The organism is Pedobacter sp. AJM, from assembly GCF_002197755.1.
Lineage (GTDB): Bacteria > Bacteroidota > Bacteroidia > Sphingobacteriales > Sphingobacteriaceae > Pedobacter.
The window spans coordinates 82,952-96,644 of record NZ_NHOT01000013.1 but is presented as its reverse complement, the minus strand read 5'-3'; the positions used below and the strand labels follow the sequence as shown (position 1 = coordinate 96,644).

General features: G+C 36.4%; 17 protein-coding genes and 5 tRNA genes. 20 read left to right on the top strand and 2 right to left on the bottom strand.

The genetic code is table 11. The features are described 5' to 3' along the window. Positions 1–117: 117 nt before the first annotated feature. The gene (locus CBW18_RS18950) at positions 118–1,869 is read right to left on the bottom strand and encodes a lysophospholipid acyltransferase family protein (protein ID WP_088302938.1); all 1,752 of its coding nucleotides are present in this window, start codon (positions 1,867–1,869) and stop codon (positions 118–120) included. A 96-nt stretch (positions 1,870–1,965) separates the two neighbouring features. On the opposite strand from CBW18_RS18950, the gene CBW18_RS18945 reads away from it, so the two are divergent. After that, positions 1,966–2,865, top strand: a complete 900-nt coding sequence (locus tag CBW18_RS18945; protein ID WP_088302937.1) for a ComEA family DNA-binding protein — start codon at positions 1,966–1,968, stop codon at positions 2,863–2,865. A 267-nt stretch (positions 2,866–3,132) separates the two neighbouring features. Further along, positions 3,133–4,287, top strand: coding sequence for an acyl-CoA dehydrogenase family protein (locus CBW18_RS18940; RefSeq protein ID WP_088302936.1), 1,155 nt, complete (start codon positions 3,133–3,135; stop codon positions 4,285–4,287). Positions 4,288–4,477: 190 nt separating this feature from the next. On the opposite strand, the gene CBW18_RS18935 is transcribed toward CBW18_RS18940, so the two are convergent. Next, positions 4,478–4,864, bottom strand: coding sequence for a hypothetical protein (locus CBW18_RS18935; RefSeq protein ID WP_088302935.1), 387 nt, complete (start codon positions 4,862–4,864; stop codon positions 4,478–4,480). Positions 4,865–5,032: 168 nt separating this feature from the next. On the opposite strand from CBW18_RS18935, the gene rpsU reads away from it, so the two are divergent. The 18 genes from rpsU to rplL all read left to right on the top strand — a co-directional run bounded on the left by rpsU (position 5,033) and on the right by rplL (position 13,645). Continuing rightward, a complete protein-coding gene (rpsU, locus tag CBW18_RS18930; protein WP_010601088.1) occupies positions 5,033–5,227 on the top strand; it encodes a 30S ribosomal protein S21 in 195 nt (64 codons plus the stop codon). A 157-nt stretch (positions 5,228–5,384) separates the two neighbouring features. Then, positions 5,385–6,269: a tyrosine-type recombinase/integrase gene (locus CBW18_RS18925; RefSeq protein ID WP_088302934.1), complete on the top strand. Its 885-nt coding sequence runs from the start codon at positions 5,385–5,387 to the stop codon at positions 6,267–6,269. A gap of 14 nt (positions 6,270–6,283) precedes the next feature. Then, the gene (gene hpf / locus CBW18_RS18920; protein WP_088302933.1) at positions 6,284–6,631 is read left to right on the top strand and encodes a ribosome hibernation-promoting factor, HPF/YfiA family; all 348 of its coding nucleotides are present in this window, start codon (positions 6,284–6,286) and stop codon (positions 6,629–6,631) included. Positions 6,632–6,861: 230 nt separating this feature from the next. Next, positions 6,862–6,934, top strand: a tRNA-Thr gene (locus CBW18_RS18915). 37 nt (positions 6,935–6,971) lie between these two features. Further along, positions 6,972–7,054: transfer RNA gene (locus CBW18_RS18910), tRNA-Tyr, on the top strand. An 89-nt stretch (positions 7,055–7,143) separates the two neighbouring features. Next, positions 7,144–7,216, top strand: a tRNA-Gly gene (locus CBW18_RS18905). A 77-nt stretch (positions 7,217–7,293) separates the two neighbouring features. Continuing rightward, positions 7,294–7,365: transfer RNA gene (locus tag CBW18_RS18900), tRNA-Thr, on the top strand. A 119-nt stretch (positions 7,366–7,484) separates the two neighbouring features. Beyond that, positions 7,485–8,672 (top strand): elongation factor Tu, encoded by a 1,188-nt coding sequence (gene tuf, locus CBW18_RS18895; RefSeq protein ID WP_029283239.1) that lies wholly within the window; start codon positions 7,485–7,487, stop codon positions 8,670–8,672. Between the two features lie 56 nt (positions 8,673–8,728). Continuing rightward, positions 8,729–8,799, top strand: a tRNA-Trp gene (locus CBW18_RS18890). Positions 8,800–8,908: 109 nt separating this feature from the next. Then, positions 8,909–9,106, top strand: a complete 198-nt coding sequence (secE, locus tag CBW18_RS18885; protein ID WP_010601092.1) for a preprotein translocase subunit SecE — start codon at positions 8,909–8,911, stop codon at positions 9,104–9,106. Between the two features lie 9 nt (positions 9,107–9,115). Then, entirely contained in the window at positions 9,116–9,655 is a 540-nt protein-coding gene (gene nusG / locus CBW18_RS18880) for a transcription termination/antitermination protein NusG (protein ID WP_029283241.1), read from the top strand. Positions 9,656–9,774: 119 nt separating this feature from the next. Beyond that, positions 9,775–10,314 (top strand): hypothetical protein, encoded by a 540-nt coding sequence (locus tag CBW18_RS18875; RefSeq protein WP_088302932.1) that lies wholly within the window; start codon positions 9,775–9,777, stop codon positions 10,312–10,314. Further along, positions 10,266–10,904 carry a hypothetical protein gene (locus CBW18_RS18870; RefSeq protein ID WP_088302931.1) on the top strand — a complete coding sequence of 213 codons (639 nt, stop codon included), beginning with the start codon at positions 10,266–10,268 and terminating at the stop codon, positions 10,902–10,904. Before CBW18_RS18875 ends, CBW18_RS18870 begins: the two co-directional genes overlap by 49 nt. Beyond that, complete coding sequence (locus tag CBW18_RS18865) at positions 10,901–11,365, top strand: hypothetical protein (RefSeq protein WP_088302930.1); 465 nt, start codon at positions 10,901–10,903, stop codon at positions 11,363–11,365. Before CBW18_RS18870 ends, CBW18_RS18865 begins: the two co-directional genes overlap by 4 nt. A 151-nt stretch (positions 11,366–11,516) precedes the next feature. Further along, a complete protein-coding gene (rplK, locus tag CBW18_RS18860) occupies positions 11,517–11,960 on the top strand; it encodes a 50S ribosomal protein L11 (RefSeq protein WP_010601094.1) in 444 nt (147 codons plus the stop codon). 20 nt (positions 11,961–11,980) lie between these two features. Next, positions 11,981–12,679: a 50S ribosomal protein L1 gene (gene rplA, locus CBW18_RS18855; RefSeq protein WP_029283242.1), complete on the top strand. Its 699-nt coding sequence runs from the start codon at positions 11,981–11,983 to the stop codon at positions 12,677–12,679. A 2-nt stretch (positions 12,680–12,681) separates the two neighbouring features. Continuing rightward, complete coding sequence (gene rplJ / locus CBW18_RS18850; protein WP_088302929.1) at positions 12,682–13,203, top strand: 50S ribosomal protein L10; 522 nt, start codon at positions 12,682–12,684, stop codon at positions 13,201–13,203. 64 nt (positions 13,204–13,267) lie between these two features. Next, positions 13,268–13,645, top strand: coding sequence for a 50S ribosomal protein L7/L12 (gene rplL / locus CBW18_RS18845; protein ID WP_029279312.1), 378 nt, complete (start codon positions 13,268–13,270; stop codon positions 13,643–13,645). Positions 13,646–13,693 lie beyond the last annotated feature (48 nt).

Below are 13,693 nucleotides of genomic sequence, written 5' to 3'. Positions count from 1 at the left end.
ATTAATACCAATTTAACAAGCCAGCTATACTTTTGTGATATAAATATTTGGTTAGTATTTATAAAGTTTAGGTTAGTTGATAATAAAAAACCCAGATGGATGTCTGGGTTTTTTATTTTATAAATTCTTTCCAAGTTTTTCAATCATCTCGGGTGGGATGTTATGGGTATCAACTACCAGGAAGCCATCTAAACAATCTGAAAATTTAGGATCAATATTAAAGGAGATAATTTTTGCATTTAAATTCATGTATTGCCTTAACAAAACCGGAATTTTAATGTGTGAATTTTCAATGTCGCCAATTATACTATCCAGGTCTTTAAAAGATTCGCTGCTATCCACCAAAGTGTCTGTAGAAATGGGTAAAAGATCTGCTTTAAATTTATTCCGTGGTTTTACATATTTGGCCATTTCATAATCGAAATGATTTTTAGTAATGTAATCCACAATCAAAGCTTTACTAAATTTAGAAAAGTTATTGCTGATACTTACCGGACCAAACATATAACGGTATTGCGGATTATCCAGCAGGTATTTTAAAATCCCCTTCCATAACAAAAAGAGGGGCAGGGGTTTGCCCTGGTATTCTTTTCTGATCCAGGATCTGCCCAGTTCAATACCCTGTTTCAGCATGGGATAAAACTGATCTTTTATTTTAAAAAGCTCAGAAAGATAAAAACCCCGGCGACCCATGCTTTCTAAAATCTCATCGCCTTTGCCAATACGATAGGCACCAACAATATTTTCTAAATCGCGGTCCCAGATAAATAAGTGATTGTAATAGATATCATAGTTATCGAGATCTATTTTTTTGTTTGTCCCTTCTCCAACTTCGCGGAAAGTAATTTCCCTTAAACGCCCGATTTCCCTTAAAATATTGGGGATTTTAAGTGTAGGCACAATATAAACTTCATAATTTTTTTCAGTCCATACTTTAAAATCCTCAAGTGTTTCCACTTCGGCTTTAATTAAAACCCTAGAAGTTTCTTCGATCACTTCAGCAGGTTTCTTTCTAATTTTAAAAAGGTTGAGCGGATTAAAAAGTTTCTTTTCGGTATCCAACCCGATGCCCAGTGCATAAGTACGGGCCCTTAAAAAATCCATCAACTTATTGCTGCTGTTCATATGTGATACTTCAGCCGGCGCAATTGGTTTTCCGATTCTTACCTTAATGGTTAAACCTTGTTTATTTAAAAATTCTGATGGGAGCTTCGCTGTTCTTAAAGTAGGATGAATGAAACTCAGGATATTAAATAGGACACCGTTATTGCCATGAAAATAGATGGGAACAACCGGAACCTTTGCTTTCGCAATCAGTTTTCCAACCACAGGATGCCACATTCTATCGGTAACCTGCTGGGCATCCAGTTTAAAAGTTGATACTTCGCCGGCAGGAAAAATGCCGATTGGTGTGCCGCTTCTCAGTAAATCAAAAGTGGTTTTTAGTCCGCTGATACTTGATGAATGCTGTACATTTTCGAAAGGATTAACCGCAACGAAAAATTCATCAAGATTAGGGATCTTTTTTAAAATAAAATTAACCATAACCTTTGCATCAGGCCGAACGGTACATAATAATTTAACGAGTGCAAGCCCTTCCACACCGCCATAAGGGTGATTGGCAATGGCAATAAATGGTCCTGTTTTTGGAATGCAGTTTAAGTCATCTTCATCAAACTCAATGGCCACACCAATAGTTTCCAATATTTTATCTACAAATTCTAGTCCTTTAAAATGTTGATTTTGAGCAAAAACATCGTTAATGTCATTCAGTTTCATGAGTTCCATCATTAAGCCTGCTAAACCCGGCACACCGAGCTTATCGATCTTAGTTGCTTTGGCAAACTCAGATGTAGTTATGATCTTCATATAAAATATAGGTAGTTGACAGGCAAAATCCAAATTGTTTTGCGATCCCAAAAATAAGATTTATATTCAAATAAAAATGTCATAACATCAATCATCATGAGAATTTGGCTGAATAAGTATTTCGGTTTTAGTAAAAGCGAATTTAACGGATTGCTTTTTTTGCTGTTAATTTTATGCCTTATTAAAAGCATACCTTATATATATGATTATTTTAAACCGGTTGAAAAAGATCATCCCGGCCTGCTTGCACAGCTTCAGAAAATTAAACTAACCGAAGACAAAAAAATTGATGCCGGTAAATATGCGAATGGTGTTGAATGGAAAAAACGAAAGGAAAACCTCTTTAATTTTGATCCGAATACACTAAGTACGGATGGTTGGCAAAGCTTAGGCTTGTCGCTGAAACAGGCGAAATCTATTGTTAATTATACCCAAAAGGGCGGGAAGTTTTACAAACCGGAAGATTTACAGAAAATGTATGTCATTTCGCCGGAACGATATGCCAAACTCCTTCCCTTCATTCAGATAAAAAAGAATGCTGTTGCTGATTTGCAAAAGAATATGGTTGATGAAAGAAAGGTATACGTGAAAAAGCCATTACAAATTATTGATATCAATACGGCTGATTCGGCCCAACTGGATGAGATTAAGGGGATAGGTGGCGTATTTGCCACGCGGATTTTAAAGTATCGGGAACGATTGGGCGGTTTCCATAAAAAGGAACAGCTTCTGGAAATATACGGCCTGGATTCTATTAAATACAATGAAATTAAAGATCAGGTTTCATTAAGCCGTATTGCTTTAAAAGTGGTCAATATCAATACAGCACAATTTAATGACTTAAAAACAAATCCATACCTTTCCTATAGGCAGATTAATGCCATCATTCAATACCGAAAGCAACATGGCGACTATACTGATATCTCCGATTTAAAAAAGATTGCGATTCTGAATCAAAAGGTAATTGATCAGATCACACCTTATCTATCCTTTTAATTTTTTGAATTTTGGGGATTAAAATCCTGTAAAACCAAAAAGCAGGTTTCAGATTTTATTTACCTGAACCCTGGATTTATCAGCTTATTTAGCCCGGGTTGTAAAATAATTAAAAAAACTTTTCCGCTTAATTTCAAGCTTTAAAATTCATCAATAAACAAATTGTACTAAATACCATTTCATTATGTAACAGCACAAATATTTAATGGTATTTAACCATCAGATATTTGTTTATCATTGCTGTAAACTAACTTAAATATAAACTCAATGAGTGTAAGCTTTAATTTTTCAGAGACAGAAACGCAGCAAAGTGTGAAGGCGATGGTTCGCGATTTTGCAGAGAAGAATATTCGCCCAAATATTATGGAATGGGATGAAGCGCAACACTTTCCCGTAGCGCTTTTTAAACAGCTTGGCGATTTAGGGTTAATGGGCGTTTTGGTTCCGGAAGAATACGGTGGTTCAGGTTTGGGCTACCAGGAATATGTAGATGTGATTGTAGAGGTGGCCAGGGTTTGTGGTTCTATCGGTTTATCATTGGCGGCACATAATTCACTTTGTACCGGTCATATTATGGCTTTTGCAAATGAAGAACAGAAACAAAAGTGGCTGCCAAAATTGGCTACCGCTGAATGGATTGGTGCCTGGGGCCTAACAGAGGCCAACACGGGTTCTGATGCCTTACGAATGATGACTACTGCCGTAGAAGATGGTGACGATTACATTATAAATGGTGCGAAAAACTGGATTACCCATGGAAAAAGCGGAGATATTGCGGTGGTGATGGTGAGAACGGGTGAGCAGGGAAGTTCAAAAGGAATTTCCGCCATTGTAGTGGAGCGTGGTACACCGGGTTTTTCTGCCGGGAAAAAAGAAAACAAACTGGGCATGCGTGCATCAGAAACCACGGAAATGATTTTTGATAATTGCAGAGTGCCGAAAGCCAATCTTTTAGGTCATGTGGGAGAAGGTTTTAAACAAGCCATGAAAGTTTTAGATGGCGGAAGAATTTCTATTGCAGCATTGGCTTTAGGAATTGCAAAAGGTGCTTTTGATGCGGCTGTAGATTACTCCAAGCAACGTCAGCAATTTGGTCAGCCGATCTCCAGCTTTCAGGCGATTAGTTTTAAACTTGCTGATATGGCTACAGAGATTGAAGCAGCCGAGTTATTGATCCGGCAGGCAGCAGATTTAAAGAACAGGCATTTACCCATGACAAAGGAATCGGCAATGGCGAAATATTTTGCCTCAGAAGTTTCGGTAAGAGTGGCAACAGAGGCGGTACAGATTTTTGGTGGTTACGGCTATACAAAAGATTTTCCGGTAGAGAAATTTTATCGCGACAGTAAATTATGTACGATAGGTGAGGGCACGTCAGAAATTCAGAAGATTGTGATCGCCAGGGAAATATTATCAAGGTAGAGGGTTTGAAGGTAGAAGGTTTAGGGCCATATAGCGTTGAACCTTATCCCTAAGCCTTGCGTCTTAACCTTATTAAAAAGACCAAATATATAATACCTAATCCGGACGGTTTAATTACCTCCGGATTTTTTGTTTTTCTAAAACCAGGTTGCCTTCATCATGTTTTGGACTAAAGACTAAAGACTAAAGACTATTGCGGCATCTCTTTGGAGGAGATGATTCGATCAACGACATATACACTGAAACCTCGCCAAGGCAATGTGTTTTTATATTCTTTATAGTGCAGTTCATAAAACTTGCCGCTATTGGCCATCATCTGGTTCGCGATTTCATCGTTTGATATGGAGAACTCAAATTCATTGTTTTGAAGGGTGCCCATCTGTTTGGACCGGATGCCGCTCTGGATGAGTTTTCCTTCATACGTTTTAAAGAGGTAACCTTTTTTAACTACATAGTTTAGTTCACCTGCCTTCACGCCTTCTCCAAAAACGAAAAAATAGCGATAGTAGCAAATGGCTGCAATTACAATTACCAGCAGAACCCCAACAATAGCGATCACTTTTTTACCTGTTGTCATATATTCATGTATGTATAAATAAATGTAGTGAAACAAGGGAATAAATCACTGGCTAAAAAGAAATAAAATGTGATTAAAAATTTTCCTCATTATCAAATAATTACTTACATTTGCAACCCCGATAGGTAGGGGAAATTAAAAGACCACGAGAGGAGGTATTTCAGCGTTATGATCATTATCAACATTAAAGACGGCGAATCATTAGATAAAGCCCTTAAACGTTTCAAGAAAAAGTTTGAAAAAACTGGTGTGTTAAGAGAACTACGTAGCCGTCAGGCATACGAGAAGAAATCTGTTGCCCGTCGTACTGAAATTAAACATGCTGTTTACATTCAGAATATGAATCAAGACACAACTTCATAGTTGTTCAAGATATTTTTGTAAGAGCCTTTTGATGTTGCATCAAAAGGCTTTTTTTGTTTTATGGCCTTATTCATCATCTTATCTAAACAATTCATTAATCATTTCTTTATATCAAAACAATTTGTAACTTCATATTTATAGGCCTAAATGATGTGGAATGTTTATAGATAGTTTTATTACATATTTAACCCACGAGAAACGTTATTCCAAGCATACCGTTTCTTCCTACCTGGCTGATCTCAAACAGTTTGAATCTTATGTCAGCATCACATACCAGTTAACGGTTCCTGAAATAAAATATAGTCATCTCCGGAGTTTCATGGTGGAGTTAATGGAAGAGAAGAGATCAGAAACCACCATTAACAGAAAAATATCGGCCCTGAAAAGTTTTTATAAGTTTTTGGTAAGGGAGGGGAAGCTGGAGCAAAATCCCACGCTGCTACTAAAAGCGCCGAAAATCCCAAAGCGGCTTCCTGTTTTTGTTGATGCGCAGAAAATGGATCAGCTGCTGGACTCTGAACATTATTTTGATGAAAGCTTTCCTTCTTTAAGGGATCACCTTGTGATAGAGCTACTTTTTGGCACGGGGATTCGTTTGTCTGAACTCCTATCACTGAAAGAAACAGATGTGGATGTTTATACAGGTACAATTAAAGTGTTGGGTAAACGGAATAAAGAAAGAATTATCCCTGTAAATAAACCGCTTATTAATCAGTTAAATACCTATATAGCACAAAAAAAGTTACAGGATTTTGATAACAATTTGTCAAACTTAATCGTTACCAATACAGGAGCTGCGGCTTATTCAAAATTAATATACCGCGTTGTAACCTCATACCTAAACTACATATCCACCCATGAGAAAAGAAGTCCACACGTTCTGCGGCACAGTTACGCCACTTCTCTGTTAAATGCAGGAGCAGATTTAAATGCCATTAAAGAACTTTTGGGGCATGCCAGTTTAGCTGCAACCCAGGTTTACACACACAATTCAATCGAAAGATTAAAAACAATTTATAAACAAGCCCATCCAAAGGCATAAAAAAAGGAGGAAAAATGAAAATCGGAGTTCAATCAATCCACTTCAGTGCAGATAGTAAGTTGTTAGCGTTTATTCAGAAGAAAGCAAACAAGCTGGATCAGTTTTTTGACCAGATTATTAGCGGAGAAGTGTATTTAAAGCTAGAGAATGTAGAGGACGAGGCCAATAAAATCAGTGAGATTAAATTGATTGTGCCGGGGGGGACCCTCTTTGCTAAGGAACAATGTAAATCATTTGAAGAGGCTACCGATTTGGCAATTGAGTCGTTGAGGAAGCAGATTACGAAACACAAAGATAAAACGCGAGCAAAATTAAGTGAGCATAAAGCAATTTTAAGTGAAAGCGAAGCATCTGATTACTAAGTAAGTATTGCTTTAAAACATAAAATACAGAAATAGCGGACTAAAAAGTTCGCTATTTTTTTTCAAATTTATTTTGAACTGAAATATAAGTGTGTATATTTGCATTCCCTTTCGGAAACGGTGTTAAGCCAATCACAAAAGGGTTAGTTCTTTAAAAAGATAAACTTTTAAAAAAACACGTTAATAGTATGAAAAATGAAGATTTTTCGTATCATTGCACAAATTTAAAAGCCTCCTTAGCTCAGCTGGTAGAGCAACTGACTTGTAATCAGTAGGTCATTGGTTCGATTCCGATAGGAGGCTCTTTTTATTTTAAAGTGTTACATTTTAAGATAAAGTTGGGGAGATTCCAGAGCGGCCAAATGGGACAGACTGTAACTCTGTTATCGCAAGATTTCGAAGGTTCGAATCCTTCTCTCCCCACACCGAAAGGTTTGAATTTTGAATGAAAGATTGATAGAATGCTTGCCGTTCTTCATGGAGACATTCACTCATACAAGCATTTGGAAAAAGCGGAAGTAGCTCAGTTGGTAGAGCGATAGCCTTCCAAGCTATAGGTCGCGAGTTCGAACCTCGTCTTCCGCTCTTAAATAAGTTGAGTAGTTGGCAATTGGCGGTTTGCAGTTACTGTAACTGACGGCTGAAAACTGGGAACTAAATTAGCCGACTTAGCTCAGCGGTAGAGCACTTCCTTGGTAAGGAAGAGGTCATGGGTTCAATTCCCATAGTTGGCTCAGGTATAATAAAGCTTTGTTAAATCTGTTAAAGATACAGAAGAGGCAAGGTTTTTTGTGTTGGAAAAACAATAAATAAAAATAATAAAAAGTTAACCTACTAATTAGTTATAAATAAAATGGCAAAAGAAAAATTTGACCGCAGTAAACCGCACTTAAACATCGGTACAATCGGTCACGTCGATCACGGTAAAACAACTTTAACAGCAGCTATTACAAAAGTTTTGGCTGATGCAGGTTTATCTGAGGCACGTTCATTCGATTCAATTGACTCTGCTCCAGAGGAAAAAGAAAGAGGTATTACAATCAATACAGCTCACGTTGAGTATTCAACAGCTAACCGTCACTATGCACACGTTGACTGTCCAGGTCACGCGGATTATGTGAAAAACATGGTTACAGGTGCTGCTCAAATGGACGGTGCAATTATCGTTGTTGCTGCTACTGACGGTCCAATGCCACAAACCCGCGAGCACATCTTATTGGCTCGTCAGGTAGGTGTTCCTTCATTAGTTGTATTCATGAATAAAGTGGATATGGTTGATGATCCTGAATTATTAGAATTAGTTGAAATGGAAGTTCGTGAATTATTATCATTCTACGATTTCCCTGGAGATGATATTCCTGTAATCCAAGGTTCTGCATTAGGTGGATTAAACGGTGATGCTAAATGGGTGGAAAAAATTATGGAATTAATGGCTGCAGTTGATAGCTACATTCCAATTCCTCCACGTTTAACTGATCTTCCTTTCTTAATGCCTGTTGAAGATGTATTCTCAATTACTGGTCGTGGTACTGTTGCTACTGGTCGTATTGAGCGTGGTGTAATCAACTCCGGAGATCCGGTTGAGATCTTAGGTATGGGTGCTGAGAACTTAAAATCTACCGTAACTGGTGTAGAGATGTTCCGTAAAATTTTAGATTACGGTGAAGCTGGTGATAACGTAGGTTTATTATTACGTGGTATTGAGAAAACTGATATCCGTCGTGGTATGGTAATCTGTAAACCAGGTTCAGTAACTCCTCACACTGATTTCAAAGCTGAAATCTATGTATTATCAAAAGCAGAAGGTGGTCGTCACACGCCATTCTTCAACAAATATCGTCCTCAATTCTATTTCCGTACCACAGACGTAACTGGTGAGATTTCACTGGCTGAAGGAACTGAAATGGTAATGCCAGGTGATAACGTTACAATCACAGTTAAATTAATTAACGCGATTGCAATGGAAAAAGGTCTACGTTTCGCTATCCGTGAAGGTGGTAGAACAGTAGGTGCTGGTCAGGTAACTGAAATCTTAGCTTAATTTAAGCTAACAATAATATAAAAAGAGCTAGTTAAGGCTAGCTCTTTTTTATACACACGGGAATAGTTCAACGGTAGAATAGAGGTCTCCAAAACCTTTGATCAGGGTTCGAATCCTTGTTCCCGTGCTTAACATAATGATTGAGTTCTAGAATGAGTGAATGATTGAATTTGAAAGACAGCTTTCAAGACAATATCATTCACTCATTTACTCATTCTCTCATTCAATAATTTGATATGGCTAAAGTAGTTGAGTTTATAAAAGAATCATACGATGAAATGACCAGTAAGGTTACATGGCCTACCTGGGGCGAGTTGCAAAGCTCTGCGATTCTTGTTTTAGTAGCTTCTCTAATCATTGCATTGGTTATTTTTGCAATGGATAAGGGATCTACCTTTGTGTTAGATACTTTTTATAAATCACTTTCTAATTAATATTTACTAATGAGCGATCTAAAGTGGTACGTTGTAAGGGCGGTTAGCGGTAAAGAAAAGAAGGTAAAACAATACATTGATGCTGAGATCAGCCGTTTAGGTTTCTCTCATTTGGTTCCACAGGTGTTAATCCCTATGGAGAAATATTACCAGATGAAGGATGGTAAAAAGATTGCCAAAGAACGTAACTTTTATCCTGGTTATGTTTTAATCGAAGCAACATTAGATGGGGAGTTAGAGCACATCATTAAAGGGATTAATAGTGTGATTGGTTTCTTAGGTGATAAAGCTGGTAACCCAATCCCAATGCGCCAGGCAGAAGTAAACCGTATTTTAGGGGTGGTTGATGAAATGAGCGAACAAGGTGAAACCATGAATGTTCCTTATTATGTTGGTGAAGGTATTAAAGTTATGGATGGACCATTTAACGGTTTCTCTGGTGTGATTGAAGAAGTGAACGAAGAGAAGAAAAAATTAAAAGTGATGGTTAAGATTTTTGGTCGTAAAACGCCACTGGAACTTAACTATATGCAGGTAGAAAAAGAATAATAAGATTTACGATATAAAAAAATTAAACCTCCGGATTTATTTTCGGAGGTTTTTTTATGTAATTAGAGTTATTTATTTTTATTTAGATTAAATAAAAATGATAATTTTGAAAGAAAAATATGCATAGACATTATTTAAGCTTTAGAATAGTTTTAATTATAATTTGTTTTGCTTTTTATGGATGTAAAAAGGATGAAAATTATAAACAAGAAATTATCAGAAATTCAAAAGCAAAATTTTTAAAGGAATTTAAAAATTTGCATCACAGAAAAGATTATTTAGCAATTGTAGACTGGAACAATTACCGGTTAGTAGAAAATGCTTACAGCAAAATTTATATATTTTCATTTAATAATGAAAGTATTGGAGTAAATTCATATTATTATTACAGTGTTGATTCAGATAATAATATAAGTGCTTTTGTTCGTATTGCTACGGCTATACTCAATTATGATAATATTGTTGGAATAATAAAAAATAGGCCAGATAGTTTAGTCCAGATTTACTCGACAGGCAAGTTTGGAATCTCTACATTTAATGTTTCGGGTAAAAATGGTAGACTAATGTCATTGAACGGAGGTATTCGTGATAATAAGATTAGTTTAGGCGGTTGGAAGGAATTTCTTACTGTAATAACTGTCATAATGGAATTCCTTTAAATGATGTAATTATAACTGCCCCTGGAAATCCTGATCCCACTTGGAATCCATTTCCCGTAGTACCTCCTGGGCCAGGAGGAGGTACAGGTAATACAAGTAGTGTAGGTAATTTTATTATAGATAAATCAACACAGGATAAATATCCTAAATTTACTGATTTAATAAAGAGACTAGAAAGTTTTGTAGCTAATGATAAAAAAGTTATGGATGCTTTAATAAAGTGGTCAGGCTATAATCGGGAACAAATATTAGAAAAAGTAAAATTTGGTCAAGGCCCAACAATTACTGTTAAAGAATTGACAGGGAAATATGGTTATTTTGATAGAGCAGAAAATCCTGATGTGATAAATATTGATGCAAGTTGGGTAAGAGGTTTAGAAACTGCTAATTTACTTGAAACACAGGAAGCGACAGGTTTTTTACTTGCAGTTACTGCTTTGCATGAATTTGTGCATCAGTCGCGTGCTGCGAATGGATTAGATCGTAATTATGAATATGGTTATGGCTTTGAACAGTCTGCTTTTGGTTTAATAATTGAAAACGATGGAGCGGCTCCTTATAATTATAGATTTAGACTTTATAAAAAATGAGAAAAATAATCATATTAGATATTTGTTTTTGCCTAATAACCATAATTCTTTACTGTTCATGTAAGAGGTATGAAACGAAAAGCATAAATAATAGAGATTCAGTTTTAATACTAAATGTAGCACTAAATCACATTTTAAAACAGAATGTCTTACCAAAAGAATATTATAGTCAGCCTTTACAACTTATTCAACCTAAAGGATTTAATAAAGATGTTAAAATAGTAGTCAATGGAAAAGAGTGTGTCATGCTGCCTGAGGGTACTAAAATCATGGATATTTTAAGTAGAAAAAGTATTTATAACCCTATTCCATTTACAGAGGTGATACAATTAGAACTTAAGAATGGGTTAATATACATGGAGATTATTTTCAGATCAACAGGACACGATTTTCAATTGAGAATAAAAAAGAAGGAAGACAGTGGTTTTGAGGTTATTGGAATAAATGAAAGAACTATCTAAGAATTAAAATATTATTTTACTTAATCTATTGTAGGACTGCAAGATTATCCATATCTTTGCAGTCCTTTAAGCTTTATAGGAGCTCGAAGGAATTAAATGTTACATGCTTCCAATATTTAACATTGAGTTTTAAATAAACAAAAAACACAAAATGGCAAAAGAAGTCAGTGCAATGATCAAATTACAGATCAAAGGCGGAGCGGCAAATCCATCGCCACCAGTAGGACCTGCATTAGGTGCTAAAGGGGTGAACATTATGGAGTTTTGCAAACAGTACAACGCTCGTACCCAAGATAAAGCAGGTAAAGTATTGCCAGTTGTAATTACTGTTTATGCTGATAAGTCATTCGATTTCATCATCAAAACCCCTCCAGTAGCTATCCAGTTAAAAGATGCTACTAAATTACAGAGTGGTTCTGCTGAGCCTAACCGTAAGAAAGTTGGGTCGGTGACCTGGGACCAGATTAAAGTTATTGCTGAAGATAAAATGCCTGATTTAAATGCATTTACAATCGAATCTGCAATGAGTATGGTTGCTGGAACAGCACGCAGTATGGGAATCACCGTTTCTGGTGACGCACCCTGGAACAATTAATTAAAAAACAGTTTACAACAGTGGCGAAATTAACTAAAAATCAAAAAAAGGCACATGCTAAGATAGAAGCTGGTAAAGCTTATACTTTACAGGCTGCTGCTGCTTTGGTAAAAGAAATCACTACCACTAAGTTCGATGCATCAGTAGATATTGATGTATCTTTAGGTGTAGATCCGCGTAAAGCCAATCAAATGGTACGTGGGATTGCTACTTTACCACACGGAACAGGTAAAACTGTACGTGTTTTAGCTTTGGTAACTCCTGATAAGGAAGAAGAAGCAAAAGCAGCTGGCGCAGACTTCGTAGGTTTAGACGAGTATGTAGCTAAAATTGAAGGTGGTTGGACCGATGTAGACATTATTATCACTACACCAGCTTGTATGGCTAAGGTAGGTAAATTGGGCCGTGTTTTAGGTCCAAGGAACTTAATGCCTAATCCAAAATCAGGTACAGTAACTAACGATGTTGGTAAAGCTGTAACTGAAGTTAAAGCAGGTAAGATTGATTTTAAAGTAGACAAAACGGGTATCATACACGCCTCGATAGGAAAAGTATCATTCCCAGCAGACAAAATTTATGAGAATGCGCTTGAAATTATTCAGGTGATCTCTAAATTAAAACCGTCTGCTGCAAAAGGAACTTATTTTAAAAGCATTCACGTGTCTTCTACAATGAGTCCTGGAATTGCAATTGAAACTAAATCAGTAGCGGGGATTTAATCATGAACAGAGAAGAAAAAAACGAAGTAGTTTTAGAACTACAAGGACAAATGCAAGAGTATGGCAATTTCTATATTGCTGATACCTCTAGCCTTTCTGTTGAGCAGATTAATAACATCCGCCGCAAATGTTTCGAAGATGATATCATCATGAAAGTTGCCAAGAACTCTTTAATCCGCAAAGCGATTGAAGGTTTAGATGGCGATGCTTCTGAGATATACGAAGCCCTTAAAGGTTCATCATCATTATTATTCTCAAAAACAGCAAACGCTCCGGCTAAGTTGATTAAAGCTTTGAGAAGAACATCTGATAAACCATTGCTTAAAGCAGCATTTATAGATTCATCAGTATACGTTGGCGATGACCAGTTGAATAACTTAGTAAGCTTAAAATCGAGAGAAGAGCTTATTGGCGATATCATTGGATTATTACAATCACCAGCGAAAAATGTTGTATCTGCGCTTAAATCAAGTGGAGGCAAAATTGCAGGAATTGTTAAAACTCTTCAGGAAAGAGAAGGTTAACGAACACCTTAAGTTCGCAAATAAAACAAAATTATTTTACGTAAAAATTTAAAATCTTAATAAAATGGCAGATTTAAAATCGTTTGCTGAGCAATTAGTAAACTTAACCGTTAAAGAAGTTAACGAATTAGCTCAAATCTTAAAAGACGAGTATGGTATCGAGCCTGCAGCTGCTGCTGTAGTTGCTGGTCCTGCTGCTGGTGGTGATGCACCTGCTGCTGCTGCAGAAAAAACATCTTTTGATGTTATCTTAAAAGAAGCTGGTGGCGCTAAATTAGCAGTTGTTAAACTTGTAAAAGACTTAACTGGCCTTGGTTTGAAAGAAGCAAAAGACTTAGTTGATGGCGCACCAAAAGAATTAAAAGCTGGTGTTACTAAAGACGAAGCAGAAGCACTTAAAAAACAATTAGAAGAAGCTGGAGCAGTAGTTGAAATTAAGTAATCACTTAATTTAGCTTAGCTAAAAATGTATTAGACACCGACTGAAAAT

Coding starts and splice junctions, on each gene's coding strand:
- CBW18_RS18875 (WP_088302932.1), top strand. CDS start 9,775: ATGCATAGACATTATTTAAGCTTTAGAATAGTTTTAATTATAATTTGT.
- secE (WP_010601092.1), top strand. CDS start 8,909: ATGGCTAAAGTAGTTGAGTTTATAAAAGAATCATACGATGAAATGACC.
- CBW18_RS18945 (WP_088302937.1), top strand. CDS start 1,966: ATGAGAATTTGGCTGAATAAGTATTTCGGTTTTAGTAAAAGCGAATTT.
- rplK (WP_010601094.1), top strand. CDS start 11,517: ATGGCAAAAGAAGTCAGTGCAATGATCAAATTACAGATCAAAGGCGGA.
- CBW18_RS18935 (WP_088302935.1), bottom strand. CDS start 4,864: ATGACAACAGGTAAAAAAGTGATCGCTATTGTTGGGGTTCTGCTGGTA.
- CBW18_RS18950 (WP_088302938.1), bottom strand. CDS start 1,869: ATGAAGATCATAACTACATCTGAGTTTGCCAAAGCAACTAAGATCGAT.
- nusG (WP_029283241.1), top strand. CDS start 9,116: ATGAGCGATCTAAAGTGGTACGTTGTAAGGGCGGTTAGCGGTAAAGAA.
- CBW18_RS18925 (WP_088302934.1), top strand. CDS start 5,385: ATGTTTATAGATAGTTTTATTACATATTTAACCCACGAGAAACGTTAT.
- tuf (WP_029283239.1), top strand. CDS start 7,485: ATGGCAAAAGAAAAATTTGACCGCAGTAAACCGCACTTAAACATCGGT.
- hpf (WP_088302933.1), top strand. CDS start 6,284: ATGAAAATCGGAGTTCAATCAATCCACTTCAGTGCAGATAGTAAGTTG.
- CBW18_RS18865 (WP_088302930.1), top strand. CDS start 10,901: ATGAGAAAAATAATCATATTAGATATTTGTTTTTGCCTAATAACCATA.
- CBW18_RS18940 (WP_088302936.1), top strand. CDS start 3,133: ATGAGTGTAAGCTTTAATTTTTCAGAGACAGAAACGCAGCAAAGTGTG.
- rplL (WP_029279312.1), top strand. CDS start 13,268: ATGGCAGATTTAAAATCGTTTGCTGAGCAATTAGTAAACTTAACCGTT.
- rplJ (WP_088302929.1), top strand. CDS start 12,682: ATGAACAGAGAAGAAAAAAACGAAGTAGTTTTAGAACTACAAGGACAA.
- rpsU (WP_010601088.1), top strand. CDS start 5,033: ATGATCATTATCAACATTAAAGACGGCGAATCATTAGATAAAGCCCTT.